This window comes from Salaquimonas pukyongi (assembly GCF_001953055.1).
GTDB classification, from domain to species: Bacteria; Pseudomonadota; Alphaproteobacteria; order Rhizobiales; family Rhizobiaceae; genus Salaquimonas; species Salaquimonas pukyongi.
Genome location: NZ_CP019044.1, coordinates 2,055,668 through 2,073,617, shown reverse-complemented (window position 1 = coordinate 2,073,617; position 17,950 = coordinate 2,055,668). Strand labels below are relative to the sequence as shown.

Here is a 17,950-nt window from a genome sequence, read left to right as displayed (position 1 = left end):
GTGACAAAGCTGACCTTTCGTGACGATTGCGGCGGCGGCACAGTCCAATTAGGGTCAGGATCAAAGCGTTTGAGAAAACCGGATTCTGATGGAGGCGGCAGAATTCGAAAGCAACGGCCGTGCCTGCCGGACGGGCTGTTTCGTTAGTCAACGGGATGGCAAATGGCCTGCAGGCGCGGAGCAACGGGGAGATCGCGTTGTTGACCAACCGCCTACCTGGAATGCTGCTGCACCAGTGTGCGGCAATCAGGTTGCTTTTTCTGGCGCTCGTCTGCGCCGGTCTTTCCGCAGAACAGGTTCCCGCCCAAAGCCTGTCGCAAGTTCCCGCCAGAACGTTGGAAGCCGTCAACGCACTGCAAGAGAGTGCCTGGCGGCAGCTGGCGCAGGGACTGGACGTTCTGGAGGTTTCCACAGCGCTCGGCACGCGCCTTACGGCACTGCGCATTGACAATTCCCTTTACCGCTTCGATGTCGTTCAACAACAGGAGGAAAGCGGCGAGTGGGCCCGTTCGGTCGTCAGGCGGCTTGATGCGGTGCTCGCGGTCAATGGCGGTTTTTTTGCCTCTTCTGCCAATGGCCGCCTGAGGCCGGTGGGAATGCTGATCGATGATGGCGAACGCCTGTCTAGTGCCTGGCCGCAGAGCGGCGGCTTTCTGGCATTCAATCGTGACGGCCAGCCGAGCATGTCACTTTCGCAGGCCGGACCGCCTGAAGATACGTTTGAAGCCATTCAAAGCCGGCCGGTGATCCTTGAACAGGGCGGGAAATGGGCCATGAACACCAATGGGAACGATCCTGAGCGGCGCACCATCTTCTGCCAGCTCGACCGGGAAAACTCCCTGATCCTCGTGGTTTCGGGGCAGGGGCTCAGTCTGTATGAGGCCGGCTGGCTGCTGCGCAGCCCGTCATGGGGCGGGTATTTTGATTGCGACTGGGCCATTGCGCTTGATGGCGGCAGTTCGACCCAGCTTACCATCGCCAATGAATGGGACTTGCGGGTCGATGCGCTGCTGGGTGTGCAGAATTTTCTGGTGGTTCAGGGTCGCAATCCCAAAACCCAGTAGGCGCGACTACTGGCGTTCCTGCAGCGGGGATTTTCCGTACATTTCGCGGTAGCACTTGGAAAAATGCGAGGCGGAAACGAAGCCGCAGGCAATGGCGACGTCCACCACCGGAATGGTGGATTGGCGCAGCAGATGGCGCGCGCGGTCAAGACGTACTTCCAAATAGTAGCGGGCCGGAGAGCGCCCCATCTGGCTTTGGAAAAGCCGCTCGATCTGGCGCCGTGACAAGCCGACATAATCGGCGATTTCCACCAGCGAAAGCGGCTCGGAAATGTTGGCTTCCATGAATTCGATGATCGAAATCACCTTGGCGTTCTGGACGCCCAGCCTTGCTCTCAGCGGCAGGCGCTGGCGATCGTGGGGATTGCGGACGCGGTCGGTCAGCGCCTGTTCGCAGACCCGGTTGACCAGTTCCTCGTCATTGTCGCGGCCGATCAGGGAGAGCATCATGTCGAGTGCTGCCGTTCCGCCGGCGCAGGTCCAGATATTGCCGTCCATTTCATAGAGGTCGGCAAACACTTCGGCGGTGGGGTACTTTTCCTGAAAGCCCGGCAAGTTCTCCCAGTGGATGGCACAGCGTTTGCCGTTGAGCAGGCCGGCAGCAGCCAGAAGATGGGCCGCTGTGCAAAGGCCGCCAACGGTCACGCCGGAATTCTTGCATTCCCTGAGATAGGCAAACAGCGACTTGTTCTCGGATTTCTCCACCTCAATGCCGGAGCACACAAACATGATGCCGGGCCTGCGGGAGCCCGCCAGGGCATGGCGTTCATCATCGAGTGAACTTTCGACATTGACGGTAATGCCGTTGGATGCGGTGACCGGCTTGCCGTCCATGGAAGCAAGCCGCCAAGCATACATTTCGTCGCCGCGCATGCGGTTTGCAAGGCGCAGCGGCTCGATGGCGGTCGAGAAGGCGATCATGGAAAAATTGGGTACCAGAAAAAACACAATGGTTTTCTGGCGGTGGGCCGCTGGTCTTGCCGCAGCCGATTCAATCGATGTCTGGACCGTCAATCATTCCTCCGCGATCCTGGCGCCACGACGGATCTCTCCGGGGAGATTGCGCCAGCATATCCCAGATGCGACATAGCCGCAATTGCGGGTTTGTCAATCAAATTGCATCGGGAAAACAGCTTAACAAGCTGTTATAGATAGCAAAAAGCCCGGTGCGGCATTCGCATCCGGGCTTTTTGAATGGTCGGGCGGTATGTCTTACAGGCTCATGCCTGCATAACGTATCGAAATCAGGGCTGCGGTTTCACCCGGCATGGAGCGGGCCATGCGTGCGCGAGCGAATTCGGTGTTCATGTTGACGTGTTCCATGCGGAACCGGGAAAAAAGCTTCTTCATTGTTAACTCCATGCATTGGTGTTTGACACAGAGTCGCCTTGCTTCCCTAGCAGGTTTTAAAGCAAATACCGGTTCCTTCCCTCAGAACGTTGCGTATCTGCTTTCCCAAACAAGTTGGTTGGGGCGGCTCACTTTTCGCATATAGTTGCAGACGGGTCTTTGGACCAGTGTGAAAACAACATAGCGGAGATGCGTTTTTCACATGGCTTTGCAGGGTGTTGTTTAACGTTTTTCAGCTGCCGGGCAGCCGGCTGATCGCCTCTGCAAGTTTCACAAAGTCACCGGCCACAATCTCCCAGTCGCCGGTTGCCTCAAGGTCGGTGCTTTGGCCGGGACCATGCTCGTGCGGCCTTGCCACAAAGGCGGTGGTTAGCCCAGCCTTGCGGGCGGCGGCGAGGTCGTCGTTATGGGCTGCGACCATCATCACCTCGCCGGCCTTAAGTCCCAGTACTTCGGCATTGCGGCGGTATACGATGGCTTTGGGCTTGTAGTTTTGGGCAATGTCGGCGCCGAGCACCGCATCCCAGGGCAGGCTGCCATATTTCGCCATCCGTGTGACCATGGCGATGGATCCGTTGGAACAGGGCGCAATGATGGCGTATTTTTTGATCGCGGTAAGCCCCTCGACCGCATCGGGCCAGGGCGGCAGTTTTTCCCAGGCGCGGTTGAGCATTTTCCGCTCCTCGCCGCTGAAATGGTCGCTGATACCGGTTTCGGCAAGCACGACGGACAGGTTTTCCAGATGCAGCGTGTCGAGGGAAACATAGCCACGGCCGCCCGAGCGCACCCTTTGCATGGCAGGCTGGTATTGGCCGCGCCAGCGATCGGCAAACTCGAAGGGGTCTGCGGCAATGCCCTTTCTTTCAAACATGGCGGCACATTCGCCGGCAACACCGCGCCGCCAGTCGACGACGGTGCCGAAAATATCAAATATCAGGGCTTTGGGGCGTCGTTTCACGGGCTTTGGCTTTTCATCTCCATGACCTAATCTAGGGTCTGAACCCCAAGCAGACAGGAATACGATCATGTTTGCGCGTGCACAACTGACAATGAAAAGCGCCTTTTTCGCGCTTGCCCTGGCAGCCTTGCTGCCGGGCCTGTCGTCTGCACAGACCGCTGAGCGGGAAGTGGATGTCGAACTGGTGCTGGCGGTTGATGTTTCACGCTCCATGGGGGCTGAAGAGATGGAAATCCAGCGGCGGGGCTATGCGGCGGCCCTGACCGATCCGCAGGTTCTCGATGCAATATTTTCCGGCCTTACCGGACGGGTGGCGATCACCTTCATGGAATGGGCCGGCGACGGCAATCAGCATGTGGTTGTTCCCTGGCGGGAGATCGCCACGCCGCAAGATGCGCAGGCCTTTGCCGATCTGCTACTGTCGGGCCCTTCGTTCAACATGCGTTATACCTCGATCTCCGGGGCAATTCTGACTGCCGTGCGTCTGTTCGACGGCAACGGGTTCAAAGGACTGAAGCGTGTCATCGACATATCGGGAGACGGCCCCAACAATCAGGGTGTGCCGGTGGACGAAGCGCGGGATCTAGCGGTTGCAAACGGCATCATCATCAACGGCTTGCCTTTGATGACCACCACGGGAACCTATGGACGCTACTCCATTCCCGATCTTGACCGTTACTACATCGATTGTGTGATTGGCGGCCCTGCTTCCTTCTCCGTTCCCGTGACGAGCTGGGAGACGTTTCCGGAAGCGGTGCGGCGCAAGCTGGTTCTCGAACTGGCCGGCGGCGTTCCTGGCGCAAACCAGTTGCCGGTTCACCGGACTGCGGGGGAGGCTTCCACGGACTGCCTGATTGGCGAGCGCCTTTTGTGGCAATGGGATTTCAATGTCCGTTGACGGGCAGTTACGGCAAAACGGCCCCTGCGAAGTTTATCCGGAGAGGCCGTTTGGTGGTTCGGGCAGCATGTTACCGCTTCCATTCCTTGCGGTTGATGATGGCCCTGGTTTCCAGTTCAGTGGCCGCGTTGACCGACAGGGGCAGCCGGTTTGCCCATTCAACATCGGCGCGTGTGAGGCCGATATCGTGCAGCATGTGGTCTTCCAACCCCAGCATCCTCTCAACCGCAGCGCGGTTCAGCCTGTGCTGGCGGTGGGCTTCAAGGGCCTCGCGGGCCATTACCATTGTCGCGCCGGCGCCATCGGCAATATGCTGTATCACTCTGGCGAAGCTTCCCGCTGGCCTGTAATGACGCGCCACAGGATGAAAGGTTGCGGGATTGGAGGCGGTTGAGCAGGTTTCTGCCCTGGTGAAATAGGTCATTTTCTTTCTCCTTCGTGCCATTCCGGTCTGGCCGGTCCGGCGTTTGTGTAAAGGAGACTTCGCGAAGGTCTCGAGAAGCACAGTGCCGCTTTTTCATCTTTCAATCAAACGAATAGATTTTACTGTTGCAATCAAAAAAATTGACATATAGGTTTGGTGGACATTTCGTGTGCAAATCTGGTGACCATCATGAACACGCATCATATACCGCAATTGCCACTGCTTGAGCTGGACCTTCTGAAAACCCTGGTGGCGATTGCCGAAACCGGCAATTTCTCTGCTGCTGCTGAAGCGGTTTTCCGTACGCCTTCCGCGGTTTCCATGCAGGTCAAGAAACTTGAGGAGATTCTGGGAAAGCAGGTTTTCAAGCGCGATTCGCGTTCGGTGCGCCTTACGGCCGATGGCGAGATTTTGCTGGAACACGCCCGCCGTGTGCTGGCGCTGAACCGAGATGTCGTTGCCAAGTTCATCACGCCGGATGTGGAGGGGGTGGTGCGGCTTGGCGCGGTCGATCATTGCGCCGACCAGTTTCTCCCCAATGTGCTGAAGCGGTTTGCCGAGACGCACCCCTTCATCACGGTTGAAGCGACGATTGAAAACTCATTGGAACTGGCCAACCGGATTCGCGCAGGTGAGATGGAAATCGCCATTATCACCAGCAACAACGCAGACTATCGGGGATTGCAGGTGGAAACCCTTTTCCGCGAAAAACTGGTGTGGGCTGGCGTCAAGGGTGGCATTGCATGGGAAAAGGATCCCTTGCCGATCTCAGTCTGGGAAGAGGGTTGTGTTTGGCGAAAGGCGGCCGTGGAAGGATTGCAGGGGTCGGGGACCCGTTACAGCGAAGTGTTCAAGAGTGCCTATATTTCTGCCCAGAAAGCTGCTCTGCGGGCAGACTTGGCGATTGCGCCATTGCCGCTTTCCTCCTGCTCGGGTGACATCGTTCCCATTGAGGGGCGCTGCAATCTTCCTCCCCTTGGGGATTACGCGGTCGGGATGATCAAAACGCCAAACCGGGTTGCTGCAGTGGAAGCGGTTGCAGAGCACTTGCGGGCGACCTTCGCCGAGCGGTCCACTGCCTAGATGTGAGTTGTTTGACACGATATGGTTGAGCAAGCGGCACAAACGGAGAAAAATTCTTAGCCAAATGACGGACTTGCGCCGGGACCAACCAGTTGGCATGGTCTTGTTATGCACAAGTCCGATCCGGCGCTGACGCTTGGTATTGAAGAAGAATATCTGCTGGTTGACCAGGAAAGCCTGGACCTTGCGGCTGCGCCCGATGCCTTGATGCGCGATTGCATGAAGGAGCTTGAAGCGAAGGTCAGCCCGGAATTCCTTCAGTGCCAGATCGAAGTGGGGACCGGGGTTTGCGAAACCATCGGGGATGCGCGCGAAGACCTTGGCTATTTGAGGAAGACCATCAAGCGCGTTGCCAATGAATACGGGCTTGCTCCGCTAGCCGTCTCGACCCATCCCTTTGCCGACTGGCAATACCAGAATCATACCGACAAGGACCGCTACAATACGCTTCAGCGCGATCTTGGCGGTGTGGTGCGGCGGCTCTTGATCTGCGGCATGCATGTTCATGTGGGGTTGAGCGATGATGATCTGCGCATCGATGTTACCAATCAGCTCTCCTATTTTCTGCCCCACATTCTGGCGCTGTCGTGTTCTTCTCCCTTCTGGCAGGGCATGGATACGGACCTTGCCTCCTACCGCCTCACCGTGTTCGACAACCTGCCGCGCACCGGTCTGCCGCCGGCCTTCAACAGCTATTCGGAATTCCAGCGATCGGTTCAGATCATCATCGACAGCGGCCTCATTGAGGATTCTTCGAAAATCTGGTGGGATTTGCGGCCCTCGGCGCGGTTTCCCACCGTTGAGGCGCGCATCTGCGATGTAACGCCCGTTCTCGAACACACGCTTTCCATTGCCGCACTGATCCAGTCGCTGACCGGCATGCTGTGTGAACTTAAAAACCATAACCAGCGCTGGCGGCAATACAGCGAGTTTCTGATCGGCGAAAACCGCTGGCGGGCGCAGCGCTACGGCACCTCACAGGGGTTGATCGACTTTGGCCGCGGCAAGGTGATCGAATATCCGCAACTGCTGGAAGAAATGATCGAATTGTGCCGGCCCCACGCGGAGGCGCTTTCCTGTCTTAAGGAGGTGGAAGGGGCCCGGGATATCCTCAAACAGGGCAACAGCGCCGCGCGTCAGCGTTCGGTCTATGCCAGGTCCATGGAAAACGGCGCCGAACCCAAAGAGGCGCTGAAGGAAGTGGTAAAGGCGCTGGCATCGGAATTCAGCCAGGGCCTGTAGTGAGCCTGGCTGGAAGGGGCGCTATCCCCTGTTGCGGCGCCGTCTGCGCCCGCCGCTCTCGCCACCAGCCGATTGCAGGCTTTTTCGCTCCGGCAGTTTGACCGCCCCGGCCAGTTTGGGGAATGCATCGGCCTTGTTGGGCAGCGCCATGGCGTTGACGAAATGCTGCTGGAAATCGGGTTCGAGCGCTGTTTCGATTTTCTCGATCCGGCGCACGGTTTCCTCGATTTCGCGGCGATAGCTGCGGTTTAGCAAGGCCATCTTGGCGCCATAGCCCGCAGCGTTGCCAACCGCCTTGACGTTTTCGAGGTCGCAATCGGGGATGAGGCCCAGCACCATGGCATATTTGGGATCAATAAAGGTGCCGAAGGCGCCGGCAAAGCTGATCGTATCGACGTGGTCAATGCCCTGTTTGTCCATCAGCAGGCGAATGCCCGCATAGAGCGCTGCCTTGGCGAGCTGGATGGCGCGAACATCGGTCTGCTTGATCGTTAATTCCGGTTCACCGCGCCAGAGTGTGTAGGACCAGGTGCGGCCATCTTCGACAATGCGGTCGGACTTTGCAGCAAGCACTCCGTCGATGACACCGTCTTCGGAAATGATGCCGGAAAGGAACATTTCCGCAACCACCTCGATGATGGCGGAGCCGCATACGCCGGTAACCCCGGTCGTGGCCGTGCCTTCGGCAAAGCCTTCCTCATCCGACCATTTTTCACAGCCGATGACCCGCACGCGGGGTTCCAGGGTTTCAGGATCAATGCGTACGCGCTCGATGGCGCCGGGTGCAGCCCTCTGACCGCAGGAGATTTCCGCGCCTTCAAAGGCGGGTCCGGTTGGCGAGGAGGCTGCAACCACACGGTCCTTGTTGCCAAGGACGATTTCGGCATTGGTGCCCACATCGACCACCAGCATCTGTTTGTCCTGCCGGTGAGGGCCTTCGCACAGGGTTACCGCCGCTGCATCGGCGCCCACATGGCCTGCGATGCAGGGCAGCATGTAGACCCTGGACCCCTTGTTGATGCGCAGGTCGAGATCGCTGGCCCAGGAATGCACGGCACCGGAGACAGCAAGCGCAAAGGGAGCGCCGCCCAGTTCGGTGGGATCGATGCCGAGGAACAGGTGGTGCATGATCGGATTGCCGACGAAGACAAGATCGAGGATGTCGGTGGAGTTTATGCCGGCTTGCGTGCAGACGCTTTCGATCATGCCGTTGATGGCATTGCGCACAGCAGTGGTCATGCCTTCCCGTCCGTCGGGGTTCATCATCACATAGGAAACCCGGCTCATCAGGTCTTCGCCAAAGCGGATCTGGGGATTGGGCGTACCGGTAGAGGCAATGGTGGAACCTGAAAGCAGCGAAACCAGGTGCAGCGCGATGGTCGTTGAACCGATATCACAGGCAACGCCATAGCCTTCGTTGTGAAGGCCGGGATAAAGGGCAATCAATGAGGGCCGGGAAGAGTCCATGTCGCGGTGAATGGCAGCAGTAACCTTCCATTCCCCGTCGCGAAGGATTTTCTGGATGTTGGGCAGAAGGTGGGAATCCACCATCAGGTCGGACCAGCCCCAATCGGCTTCCAGTGACGCCTTCAGCCGGTCGAGGTCGCCAAGGGGTTTGTGCATGTCAGGTTCCTCGACCTCGACATAGCAAAGCTGGATCGCCGGATTGCGTTCAATATGGCGCCCGTCATCGGCCTTGCGGACCAGTTGCGCATTGACCTGCAAATCCTGCGGAATGTCGACAACGAGATCACCCTCGACATAGGCCGAGCAGGAAAGACGGCGCCCTTCCTTCAACTCGCGCTTTTCAGCGTAGCGAAGTTCCTTTGCTCCAAGGGGAGAAATGTTTTCTGCGGCGGAGGTTATGCCGTGTTTGGCGAAATGGCCGGTCTGGATTTCGCACTGGCAGCGGCCGCAGATACCGCGCCCGCCGCATACCGATTCCACATAAACGCCCAGTTCACGCGCCGCATCGAGGATGGCGGTGCCTTTGGCAAAGCGTCCGCGCTTGCCCGAAGGCATGAATAGAACGAGAGGATCGGTGCTGTCGTTTCGCTTGTCCATTCTGCCTGATAGCAGGGCGCGGGCCCTATGCCGACCCCCTGCGTGCAGAGCGGCCGCCCCGTCGGCGTCCGCTCTGGGTCGCCGGATTGGAGCCTGGCTTGATTTCAACGTCCTGGGCACCGCCCATGGTTGCCGGCATGGTTCCCTGGGGGGCTGCATAATCGCGGTATTTTCTGATCCATGCCGCGCAATCCGGATCGGTGCCGTTGAGCACATTGGCGCCGTGCACGGCTTCCATTTCCGCCGGGCGGCAGGGGTTCATGATCGCCGAAGTCATGCCGGAGGCAATCACCATGGGAATGAAGGCGGCGTTGATGCCGTGGCGGTGTGGAAGGCCGAATGAAATGTTCGACAGGCCGCAGGTGGTGTTGACGCCAAGCTCGTCGCGCAAACGGCGCACCAGGGTGAACACCTGCCGGCCGGCATCGCCGAGTGCGCCGATCGGCATGACCAGCGGATCGACTACAATGTCGTGGGGCTTGATGCCGAAATCGGCCGCACGCTCAACGATCTTCTTGGCAACGGCGAACCGCACGTCCGGGTCCATGGAGATGCCGGTTTCGTCATTGGAGATTGCCACCACCGGAACGTCATATTTCTTGATCAGCGGAAGAATTGCCTCAAGCTTTTCCTCTTCACCGGTAACGGAGTTGACCAGCGGCCGGCCCTGGGCGACCTTAAGCCCGGCTTCAATGGCACCGGTCACGGAGGAGTCAATCGACAGTGGAACGTCGACAATCTCCTGAACGATTTCCAGCGTCTTGATCATCAGCGGCGGTTCGGTCTCGTTGGGGTCAACCGCGGTAACGCCGGCATTGACGTCGAGGATGGCGGCGCCTGCGCCAACCTGCTCCCAGGCATCCTTCTTGACCGTTTCGAAATTGCCTTCCTGCATTTCCGCAGCAAGCTTCTTGCGGCCGGTCGGGTTGATGCGCTCGCCAATCACGCAAAAGGGCTGGTCAAAGCCAATGATGACTTCCTTGGTCTTGGAGGCGACGATGGTATGTGTCATTCGTTCGATTTCCTGGGTTTTGGAACGGTCTCGATTGAAGGGTGCACCGGCACTCCGCCGGATGGCGGTATTGAACGGCACGGCCTGCCGGGTTCGATCCGGGCAATCAGGCCGTTACGGCGTCATGATATAAAGATGTCTTTATATCCCATGAGCCACGAGAAACAAGCCATTCGGCGGATTTCTTCATGCCGCCAAACGGAAAGACGTGGATCTGGGCAATCGGGCTTTCAGCGCCATTGGCCTGCCAGTGCTGTTCGATCGGGTTGACGATTTCGTCGGGATCAAAGCCGGCTGCCATCGCCATCAGTGCATTGCCGCGTTTTTTGAGGAAGTTGAGCGAGTTGCCAACGCCGCACATGGCGGCAAATTTCAGCAGGGTGGTGATTTTCGCCGGGCCGGCTACGCCGAGATGAACGGGAAGCGCAACACCGGAAGCCTTGACGTCCATTGCCCAGTTGATGAACCTGGCAGCATCAAACCCGAACTGGGTGACAATGCGCATTTCGATATCGCTGCGCTCAGCAAAGGCCTGTTTCAGGCGAAGGGCTTCGGCGGCAACGTCGTTCGAGAAGTCGGGCGAACCTTCCGGGTGGCCGGCAACGCCCATATGGGTGATGCCGTATTTCCCGAACAGGCCGGTTTCAAGGACCTCCATGGTGGAGGCGAATTCCCCGGCAGGCTTTTCCAGGCCCCCGCCGATCACCAGCACATCGGTAACACCGGCTTCGGCCGTCATCATGGCGATGCGGTTTTCAAGGGCGGCCTTTGTCGTCAGGCGGCGGGAGGCGAAATGGGGAACCGCCTTGTAGCCGAGTTCGCCAACGCGCTTTGCGCCGGCGGTAAGCGTTTCGGCCGGGTCGGTGCCCACATCGGTGATGTAGACCCGGGTTCCGGCTGGAAACAGGCCCGGAAGGTCTTCGCTTTCCACGGCCTGTTTGGGCGAAATCTCAATGGAGGAAGGAATGCTGGTCATGATAAGTTCCTCACGGAATCTGCTGCCGGCAAGCGCCGGGCCGCGGTGTCGGGCGGGGATTTCCCCATGATATGGCGTCAGGCCTCCCTGCCGCCGGCATTGACCAATCGTACAAGCCTTTCCTTGTCGTATTCGGCTTCCAGAGTTTCAGCGGCTTTCGCTGCTTCTGCCTCAAGGTCATCGCTGACGGTCACTGGATCGGCCCGCCGCCATTGGGCGAGATAATCGTCGGTTTCCGCAGCGCCCGAGCGCATGGCGCACATGTCGATCGCCTCGGTAAAGCGCAGCGACAGTTCGCGTTTTGCGACATTGCGCCGGCCGGCCTTGACGATGACCTGGGCCGGAATGTCACGCCAGTAGACGATCTGCAGTTGAGCCATTCAAGCCACCTTACTCTGTGCGCCTGTCATGCTTTGAAAGCGCGTGGCGCACTATGCACGTTACGACGCGCAAACAAACAATCGCGACACCGCGTTTGAACGCGATCATATCCGATCAGACGGGATATTTCAGCATAACGGCGCTTTCGAAGGTCAGCACCAGCTCGTCATGCTGGTTTTTGCCACTGCTCCTGGCCGACATGATGTGCCAGCCGGGGCGGCTGCGGCTTTTACGGCAGGCCGTGGTCTGGTTGAAATAGCGTATGGTATCCCCGGCATAGACCGGCTTTGGCCATTTCAGGTTTTCAAAGCCCGGCGAAGGGCCGAACTCGGCGGCGGGAAGGCCGTTTTTTGCGCGCTCAGCCAGGTACTTCTGCGTGTAATCGCGCTGCTTTCGCATCCACATCGAAGCGGTATGCCAGCCGGAGGCGCACAAGCTGCCAAACAGGCTGGCCCTGGCCGCCTGCGCATCGATGTGGAAGGGCTGTGGATCATAGGCCTTGGCAAACTCGACGATCTCTTCTGCCAAAAAGGTGTGTTCGCCAATAAAGCCAGACCAGCCGGGTACCATGAATTGCGGTAAACCTGCTTCGCTGTGATGGTTCATGCGGCATCCCGCCGTGCCATCATGCCGGTGTTTTTGAACATCAGCACCTGCTGGTCTTTCTGATTGAACAACTCGCAGCGCAGGCCCAGCAGGCCCATGCCGGGGCGGGAGGCTGACCGTCTTGCGGTTTCGACCACTGATCGTCCCTGCAAGGTGTCGCCGGCAAGCACGGGCGCCAGCCATTTGCATTCCTCAATGCCGGGTGAGCCAAGGCTTGCCGATTCCAGGAGATAGGAATCACAGATCATCCGCATGGCGAGCGAGCAGACATGCCAGCCGGATGCCGCCAGCCCGCCGAGCAGGGAGGCTTTGCCTGCCGCCTCGTCGAGATGAAAGGGAATGGGATCGAATCGGGTGGCAAAGCCGATGATCTCCTCTGCCGTTATGGTGCGCGGGCCGAGCTTTCTTTCCGTGCCCGGCGGGCAGTCTTCATAGTAATAGCGATAGGACATGGCAGCTTCGGGCAGGTCTTGTCAGTGCAGGTCAGGGCTTGAGAGCGGCCAGGGCGGGTGTCAGGTCGCCATAGCCGGTATAACGGTATTCGTATTCCAGCCCAAGATAGGCGGCAATTTCGCGGGCGTTTTTCTCAAGTTCGGCATCCCTGGTTTGCGCAAGATAGAGCGCCCTGGTGTAGTTTGAAAAATACATCGCCTTAAGATCGGGATGGCGATCCAGGCCAAGGGGTTTGACCATGAAGGCATCGAACTGGCGGGCAAGAAAATCGGTAATGAAGAATGTGGTCATCAGATCATCTGCCTCCCCGGCAAATGCCGCATTGCCGGCATAGAAGGAAAAGCAGTGCGGGCCGGCGATGCGTTCAACGCCGTGTTTTTTGCACACCCGGTCCAATTCGCCGCCGGTGCCGCAATCGGCATAGCCGGCGAAAACATGCTCGAAGCCTTCATCCCTTGCCGTTGCAATTGCCTTGTCCATGGCAGGGGCAATCTTCTCGGGATAGTGATGATATTCGGCCGGCAGGCATTTAAGATCGATGTGATCAAACCCCAGTTGCTCGTTCACTGCCATCACCTCGCGGGCGATCATGCCGCAAGCAATGACGCGGATTTTTGCCGGGGACGGGGTGGATGCTTTGGCCATGGGGTCACTTTACAGCCGGATGGAAGCGCTTGTCAGCCTGATTCATGATTTTTGGCCAAGCGGTTGATCTGTATCGGATTTCAGGTCTGCCTGAGATGGGTGCGGAGTACAACTGCCAGCAGGATGAAGCCGCCCAGCATGGTGAGCCCAAGGCCGGCAGGCGCGATTTGGCGCAGGCCGAACGCATCCATGACGAACAGCGGTACGGCCAGCGGCAAGCCCAGCCGAAGGCCCCAAACAAGCAGGCGCTCAAGCAGGCTCTCATCAGGCAGGATGAAGGAGACCGAGAACAAGGCGAGGGCGGCCATCTGCCATTTCATGGCGGAGAGCGAAGCCTGCCAGGCGATGCGCTCAAGGGTGATGGATGCGCCGAGAACGGCCATGTCGAGGGACTGGGCCATGATGGCATTTTCCAGCATGTCGAGGATTGCAACAGCGAGTATCGCCAGGCCGCCCAGCCAGGCTGCGGGGCGGCATCTGGATGCAAAAGCGGCAACGGCGAACCCGATCGCCGTCACATAGGCGATGATGAACAGGCTGTCGATAAACAGGATGGTTCGCAGGCCGGTTTCAGCCTTTGCAAGACCGCTGGCATAGGCAGCGGCGTCAGCGATAGTCTCGAACGGCTCCTGGCTGGCGCCGGAGGTGAGCGAGACGATGGTTGCGGCCAGCAACAAACCTATTGCGGCCAAGCACCCGGCAAACGAGATGGCCGGATAATCCTGCTGTGTGGTCTTGCGAACTGGCAATTGCTCCATCAGATATTGCTATCGGCGCTTTTGGATTGCTGCCGGGAGTTTTTGCCGTCAGGCACGCTGGTTGTGTTTGCGGGCCATGAATTCCTTGGCTGTTTCGACGGCAACCGCCGCATCGCGGCAATAGGCGTCGGCACCGATTGCCTTGCCGAATTCCTCGTTGAGCGGGGCGCCGCCGACAAGAATGGTATAGTCGTCCCGGATGCCCTTGGCGATCATGGTGTCGATTACGACCTTCATATAGGGCATGGTCGTGGTCAGCAGGGCCGACATGCCGAGAATGTCGGGCTTGTGCTCTTCAAGGGCTGCAAGATATTCGTCGGCATCGGTGTTGATGCCGAGATCGTACACATCAAAGCCCGCACCTTCCATCATCATGCCGACCAGGTTCTTGCCGATGTCGTGAATGTCGCCCTTCACGGTGCCGATGACCATGGAGCCGAGCTTCGGCGCGCCGGTTTCTGCCAGCAGGGGACGGAGGATGAACATGCCCGCCTTCATGGCGTTTGCCGCCAGCAGCACTTCAGGCACAAAAAGAATGCCGTCGCGGAAGTCGATCCCGACGATGCGCATGCCCTCGACCAGGGCCTTGGTCAGAACGTCATAGGGTGTCCAGCCGCGTTCCAGCAGGATGTTGACGCCTTCCTCGATCTCCTCTTTCAGGCCATCGTAAAGATCATCGTGCATCTGCTGCACGAGTTCCTCATCGCTGAGTTCGGAGAGGACGATTTCATCATCGGACATTGGCGGGATCCTTATGTTCGATCGGCGCACATGGGCAAGGTTTTCGCGGTTGCTGCCGGCAGCTACATGCGTTTCGGCAGCACCAACTTCCCCTATAGCAGGATTTTTACACGGCGCACCTGTTTGTTTCGCGACCAGAAACTCAATTTTTGCGACTGAACGGCAGCATGGCAAATCGGGAAGGAATTTGGGCCTGTCGGGGATATTCAAAGAAAAGGGCGGACCCGATCGGCCCGCCTTTTTCGTGATATATCGGTCCAAATGGCGCTCAAGCGTGTTCGGTGCCGTCCTTTTGAACCGTTTTGAGGGTCTCGCCGCGCAGTCTTGAGGGCAGGGCGACGGCGATGGCGATCAGGACGATGCCGATTACAATCCCGGTCAGGGAGCCGTTGATGGCAAAAAGCGACGGATAGCCGGTTTCCGCAATCTGGCCCAGGGTTGCCTTGCCGCCCAGGATGGCGTCCAGAATGCCGGTCGCTTTGACGCCGTTATAGGTTACCATATAGGCGGCGGCGCCCAGCAGCCCACCCAGGACGAAGAACAATGCGTCCTTGCGCCCGGTTGCCATGGCAGCAAGTCCGGTGCCGGGGCAGTAGCCTGCGACAGCAAAGCCGATGCCGAGCAGGATGCCTCCGGCAAAGACCCCCGCATAAGCGGTTTTGACGCTCAAATGGCCCGGGTCGATGACGCCCAGCAGCAATCCGCCAAACATCAGCACGGACGAAACGCCAATCGCCAGAAGAATGGTCTTCATCAGATGCAGCCTTGAAAGGCGTAGCATGCCGATGATGTAGTCCGGATTGGTGGCGCCGACACGATCAAGCACGAAACCGAAGGCACCGCCGATGAGAATTGCAAGCAATATCGTGGTCATGGCTTATGCCTCCTTGTTGAAGAGAAGAATTGCAGCTGGAATGCCGGCAAGGAATACGCCGGCAGCAAAGATGTAGCCGGAAACAGCGGTCTGCATCATGCCGCTCATCATGTGACCGGAGGTGCAACCGCCGGCAAGGCGGGCGCCATACAGCACGATGAAACCGCCAGCGAAGGCCACGGCATAGCGTTTCCACGGATTGTCGCCAAAATTGCTGCGCCATATCTGCGGCATCTGCCTTTCAGGGCTTGCAACACCGCCGCGCAGAAGGCCGGACAGGAACGCGCCGCCAACCATGGCAAGGGCAAAGATGAAGCTGTAATTGATCGGGTTGGCAACGTTTGCGGCGTATTTACCGCCGCTTTTGTCGAGATAGGCATTGGGGCTGGCGTAGCCGCTTTTTGCCTCGCTGTTTTCAACCACGACCGCCGGGTTGACGGCATCCCATACAATCCCGTCGAAAATCACGAACTGGGTCGAAACCCCTATCGGCTTGACCAGCAACACGGCGGCCAGAAAGACCAGGCCAAGGGCCACTCCGCCGTTCTTCCAGGTTAACATGACAGTCTCCTTTCGTATAAGAGATCACGAATATATGTGATCACTTATATAAAAGATCGCATGGTGTCAATTCCCTCAATTGCATTTTGGGGCAGGCAAGCGCCGTGGGTGCAGCATCGTAATTGCGCCAAGACGAGGCGTTTTTGGTGTCATTGGGACTTTGGCGAGCCGGTATTTTGCAACAAAAGGCAGGTGCACCGGTGCTGCGGCAAGCAATGCCGAGTTGCTGTAGTCTGCCGGTCAGATAAAAAGAGCTAACCAAATGGAAGAATCGGGCGTTGCCATGAGCGAAGATGCTGCAGAAGTTCAGGAAAACGGAGGCCGCCGCGGCAGGGCGCGCGGGGCGGCGGGGCAGCCAGAAGGGCGGCACGATCAGGGGTTCACCTGACGAGCCTGCCATATGCCCACCGCAAGCTGGAACCGGTCGACATCCTGTCTGCCGAGGCCATCGAGCTTATTGAGCACAATGCCGATATCCTGATGGAGGAAATGGGGGTGGAATACCGCGGTGACGCGGAAGCGCTGTCCATGTGGAAGGACGCCGGTGCCGACGTTCAGGGCGAGCGGGTGCATTTTCCAAAAGGGCTTTGCCGCGAGCTGATGAAAACGGCGCCCTCGCAATTTACCCAGCATGCCCGCAACCCGGACCGGAATGTGGTGATCGGCGGCAAGCACACCGTGTTTGCACCGGTTTACGGCCCGCCTTTCGTGCGCGATCTTGAGGGTTCGCGCCGGTATGCGACGATCGAGGATTTCAAGAATTTCGTAAAGCTCGCCTATATGGCGCCGGCCATGCACCACTCAGGCGGCACGGTTTGCGAGCCGGTGGACATTCCCGTCAACAAGCGCCACCTGGACATGGTCTATACCCATATGCGCTATTCCGACAAACCCTTCATGGGGTCGGTCACGGCGCCCGAGCGGGCCGAAGACACGGTAAAAATGGTGCAGATGCTGTTCGGCGAAGACTTCATCGACAACAATTGCGTGCTTGTTTCCCTGATCAACTGCAATTCGCCCATGGTGCTGGACGACACCATGCTGGGGGCGCTGAAAACCTATGCACGGGCCAATCAGGCATCCATCGTTTCTCCGTTCATTGTCGGCGGGGCGATGAGCCCGGTCACGGTGGCGGGCACGCTCACCCAGGTATTGTGCGAAGCCACCTCGGCAATCGCATTTTCGCAGCTTTGCCGCCCCGGTTCCCCGGTCATCTTCGGGACATTCGCAACCGCCATCTCCATGCAGTCGGGCGCGCCGTCCTTCGGCACACCTGAACCGGCGCAGGTGCTGATGGGGGCGGCGCAGTTTGCCCGCCGCTACAACCTGCCGTTCCGCTCCGGCGGCTCGCTGACCGGCTCAAAAATGCCCGATGGGCAGGCAGCCTATGAAAGCGCCAACACGCTCTGGCCGGCCATGCTGGGCGGGGTAAACTTCATGCTGCACGCGGCGGGCTGGCTGGAAGGCGGGCTGGTATCGTCCTTCGAGAAGTTCATCATGGATTGCGACCAGCTTGCGGCGGCGCAGAAATTTGCCGGCGGGATTGATGTCTCCGAAACGGCCCAGGCAATGGATGCGATCCGCGAAGTGGGCCCTGGCGGGCATTATCTCGGTTGCGCCCATACCCAGGCGAATTTCAAGGAAGCATTCCACGTCTCCAACGTTGCTGACAACAATTCCTTCGAACAGTGGGAGATCGAGGGGGCAAAGCGCACCGAGCAGAAGGCCAATGACATTGCCCGTGCCTGGCTTGAGGCCTATCAGCCGCCGGCCCTGGATGAGGGCATTGACGAAGCGCTGAAGGAGTTCATGAACAAGCGCAAGGATTCCATGCCTGACGCATTTGGCTGAAAGGGTGAC

General features: G+C 58.7%; 19 protein-coding genes and 1 pseudogene. 5 read left to right on the top strand and 15 right to left on the bottom strand.

What is annotated here, in order from left to right; genetic code table 11:
• The first annotated feature begins 197 nt into the window (after nt 1-197).
• The gene (locus BVL55_RS10000) at nt 198-1,064 is read left to right on the top strand and encodes a phosphodiester glycosidase family protein (RefSeq protein WP_162841489.1); all 867 of its coding nucleotides are present in this window, start codon (nt 198-200) and stop codon (nt 1,062-1,064) included.
• 6 nt (nt 1,065-1,070) lie between these two features.
• Here BVL55_RS10000 and BVL55_RS09995 read toward each other — a convergent pair whose 3' ends face one another.
• From BVL55_RS09995 to BVL55_RS09990, 3 genes are all read right to left on the bottom strand, one after another.
• Nucleotides 1,071-1,985 carry a GlxA family transcriptional regulator gene (locus BVL55_RS09995; RefSeq protein WP_083649660.1) on the bottom strand — a complete coding sequence of 305 codons (915 nt, stop codon included), beginning with the start codon at nt 1,983-1,985 and terminating at the stop codon, nt 1,071-1,073.
• A gap of 291 nt (nt 1,986-2,276) precedes the next feature.
• Nucleotides 2,277-2,414: a hypothetical protein gene (locus BVL55_RS16540; protein WP_156892504.1), complete on the bottom strand. Its 138-nt coding sequence runs from the start codon at nt 2,412-2,414 to the stop codon at nt 2,277-2,279.
• Nucleotides 2,415-2,646: 232 nt separating this feature from the next.
• Nucleotides 2,647-3,372: a haloacid dehalogenase type II gene (locus BVL55_RS09990; RefSeq protein WP_075996768.1), complete on the bottom strand. Its 726-nt coding sequence runs from the start codon at nt 3,370-3,372 to the stop codon at nt 2,647-2,649.
• Nucleotides 3,373-3,439: 67 nt separating this feature from the next.
• On the opposite strand from BVL55_RS09990, the gene BVL55_RS09985 reads away from it, so the two are divergent.
• Nucleotides 3,440-4,270, top strand: a complete 831-nt coding sequence (locus BVL55_RS09985; RefSeq protein ID WP_075996767.1) for a DUF1194 domain-containing protein — start codon at nt 3,440-3,442, stop codon at nt 4,268-4,270.
• 70 nt (nt 4,271-4,340) lie between these two features.
• Here BVL55_RS09985 and BVL55_RS09980 read toward each other — a convergent pair whose 3' ends face one another.
• A complete protein-coding gene (locus BVL55_RS09980) occupies nt 4,341-4,694 on the bottom strand; it encodes a YjiS-like domain-containing protein (RefSeq protein ID WP_075996766.1) in 354 nt (117 codons plus the stop codon).
• Nucleotides 4,695-4,883: 189 nt separating this feature from the next.
• On the opposite strand from BVL55_RS09980, the gene BVL55_RS09975 reads away from it, so the two are divergent.
• Both BVL55_RS09975 and BVL55_RS09970 read left to right on the top strand, forming a co-directional pair.
• Complete coding sequence (locus BVL55_RS09975) at nt 4,884-5,777, top strand: LysR family transcriptional regulator (RefSeq protein ID WP_075998063.1); 894 nt, start codon at nt 4,884-4,886, stop codon at nt 5,775-5,777.
• A 108-nt stretch (nt 5,778-5,885) separates the two neighbouring features.
• Nucleotides 5,886-7,019, top strand: a complete 1,134-nt coding sequence (locus BVL55_RS09970; protein ID WP_075996765.1) for a carboxylate-amine ligase — start codon at nt 5,886-5,888, stop codon at nt 7,017-7,019.
• A 21-nt stretch (nt 7,020-7,040) separates the two neighbouring features.
• Here the strand turns inward: BVL55_RS09970 and BVL55_RS09965 are convergent, their stop codons facing one another.
• The 11 genes from BVL55_RS09965 to BVL55_RS09915 form a co-directional block, all read right to left on the bottom strand.
• Nucleotides 7,041-9,083, bottom strand: coding sequence for an ASKHA domain-containing protein (locus BVL55_RS09965; RefSeq protein ID WP_075996764.1), 2,043 nt, complete (start codon nt 9,081-9,083; stop codon nt 7,041-7,043).
• Nucleotides 9,084-9,108: 25 nt separating this feature from the next.
• Complete coding sequence (locus tag BVL55_RS09960; protein ID WP_075998062.1) at nt 9,109-10,095, bottom strand: methyltetrahydrofolate cobalamin methyltransferase; 987 nt, start codon at nt 10,093-10,095, stop codon at nt 9,109-9,111.
• 106 nt (nt 10,096-10,201) lie between these two features.
• Nucleotides 10,202-11,071, bottom strand: coding sequence for a methylenetetrahydrofolate reductase (locus tag BVL55_RS09955; RefSeq protein ID WP_075996763.1), 870 nt, complete (start codon nt 11,069-11,071; stop codon nt 10,202-10,204).
• Nucleotides 11,072-11,148: 77 nt separating this feature from the next.
• The gene (locus tag BVL55_RS09950) at nt 11,149-11,451 is read right to left on the bottom strand and encodes a virulence factor (protein ID WP_075996762.1); all 303 of its coding nucleotides are present in this window, start codon (nt 11,449-11,451) and stop codon (nt 11,149-11,151) included.
• Between the two features lie 115 nt (nt 11,452-11,566).
• Nucleotides 11,567-12,058: a MaoC family dehydratase gene (locus tag BVL55_RS09945; protein WP_244530480.1), complete on the bottom strand. Its 492-nt coding sequence runs from the start codon at nt 12,056-12,058 to the stop codon at nt 11,567-11,569.
• Nucleotides 12,055-12,510 carry a MaoC family dehydratase gene (locus BVL55_RS09940; protein WP_075996761.1) on the bottom strand — a complete coding sequence of 152 codons (456 nt, stop codon included), beginning with the start codon at nt 12,508-12,510 and terminating at the stop codon, nt 12,055-12,057. The genes BVL55_RS09945 and BVL55_RS09940 overlap by 4 nt, the downstream gene beginning before the upstream one ends.
• 31 nt (nt 12,511-12,541) lie before the next feature.
• Nucleotides 12,542-13,156 (bottom strand): DUF1638 domain-containing protein, encoded by a 615-nt coding sequence (locus BVL55_RS09935; protein WP_075996760.1) that lies wholly within the window; start codon nt 13,154-13,156, stop codon nt 12,542-12,544.
• Nucleotides 13,157-13,236: 80 nt separating this feature from the next.
• On the bottom strand, nt 13,237-13,914 hold the full coding sequence (locus tag BVL55_RS09930) for a hypothetical protein (protein WP_075996759.1): 678 nt from the start codon (nt 13,912-13,914) through the stop codon (nt 13,237-13,239).
• 48 nt (nt 13,915-13,962) lie between these two features.
• Nucleotides 13,963-14,655: a corrinoid protein gene (locus BVL55_RS09925; protein WP_075996758.1), complete on the bottom strand. Its 693-nt coding sequence runs from the start codon at nt 14,653-14,655 to the stop codon at nt 13,963-13,965.
• Between the two features lie 268 nt (nt 14,656-14,923).
• Nucleotides 14,924-15,529, bottom strand: a complete 606-nt coding sequence (locus BVL55_RS09920; RefSeq protein WP_075996757.1) for a YeeE/YedE thiosulfate transporter family protein — start codon at nt 15,527-15,529, stop codon at nt 14,924-14,926.
• Between the two features lie 3 nt (nt 15,530-15,532).
• Nucleotides 15,533-16,090, bottom strand: coding sequence for a YeeE/YedE thiosulfate transporter family protein (locus tag BVL55_RS09915; RefSeq protein WP_075996756.1), 558 nt, complete (start codon nt 16,088-16,090; stop codon nt 15,533-15,535).
• A gap of 283 nt (nt 16,091-16,373) precedes the next feature.
• On the opposite strand from BVL55_RS09915, the pseudogene BVL55_RS09910 reads away from it, so the two are divergent.
• Nucleotides 16,374-17,941 (top strand): annotated as a pseudogene (locus BVL55_RS09910) (trimethylamine methyltransferase family protein).
• The last annotated feature ends 9 nt before the right edge of the window (nt 17,942-17,950 follow it).

Bases quoted from the DNA above. Each gene is read 5' to 3' on its own strand.
- BVL55_RS09995 (WP_083649660.1), bottom strand. From the start codon at position 1,985: ATGATCGCCTTCTCGACCGCCATCGAGCCGCTGCGCCTTGCAAACCGC.
- BVL55_RS16540 (WP_156892504.1), bottom strand. From the start codon at position 2,414: ATGAAGAAGCTTTTTTCCCGGTTCCGCATGGAACACGTCAACATGAAC.
- BVL55_RS09985 (WP_075996767.1), top strand. From the start codon at position 3,440: ATGTTTGCGCGTGCACAACTGACAATGAAAAGCGCCTTTTTCGCGCTT.
- BVL55_RS09980 (WP_075996766.1), bottom strand. From the start codon at position 4,694: ATGACCTATTTCACCAGGGCAGAAACCTGCTCAACCGCCTCCAATCCC.
- BVL55_RS09975 (WP_075998063.1), top strand. From the start codon at position 4,884: ATGAACACGCATCATATACCGCAATTGCCACTGCTTGAGCTGGACCTT.
- BVL55_RS09970 (WP_075996765.1), top strand. From the start codon at position 5,886: ATGCACAAGTCCGATCCGGCGCTGACGCTTGGTATTGAAGAAGAATAT.
- BVL55_RS09965 (WP_075996764.1), bottom strand. From the start codon at position 9,083: ATGGACAAGCGAAACGACAGCACCGATCCTCTCGTTCTATTCATGCCT.
- BVL55_RS09960 (WP_075998062.1), bottom strand. From the start codon at position 10,095: ATGACACATACCATCGTCGCCTCCAAGACCAAGGAAGTCATCATTGGC.
- BVL55_RS09955 (WP_075996763.1), bottom strand. From the start codon at position 11,071: ATGACCAGCATTCCTTCCTCCATTGAGATTTCGCCCAAACAGGCCGTG.
- BVL55_RS09950 (WP_075996762.1), bottom strand. From the start codon at position 11,451: ATGGCTCAACTGCAGATCGTCTACTGGCGTGACATTCCGGCCCAGGTC.
- BVL55_RS09945 (WP_244530480.1), bottom strand. From the start codon at position 12,058: ATGAACCATCACAGCGAAGCAGGTTTACCGCAATTCATGGTACCCGGC.
- BVL55_RS09940 (WP_075996761.1), bottom strand. From the start codon at position 12,510: ATGTCCTATCGCTATTACTATGAAGACTGCCCGCCGGGCACGGAAAGA.
- BVL55_RS09935 (WP_075996760.1), bottom strand. From the start codon at position 13,156: ATGGCCAAAGCATCCACCCCGTCCCCGGCAAAAATCCGCGTCATTGCT.
- BVL55_RS09930 (WP_075996759.1), bottom strand. From the start codon at position 13,914: ATGGAGCAATTGCCAGTTCGCAAGACCACACAGCAGGATTATCCGGCC.
- BVL55_RS09925 (WP_075996758.1), bottom strand. From the start codon at position 14,655: ATGTCCGATGATGAAATCGTCCTCTCCGAACTCAGCGATGAGGAACTC.
- BVL55_RS09920 (WP_075996757.1), bottom strand. From the start codon at position 15,529: ATGACCACGATATTGCTTGCAATTCTCATCGGCGGTGCCTTCGGTTTC.
- BVL55_RS09915 (WP_075996756.1), bottom strand. From the start codon at position 16,090: ATGTTAACCTGGAAGAACGGCGGAGTGGCCCTTGGCCTGGTCTTTCTG.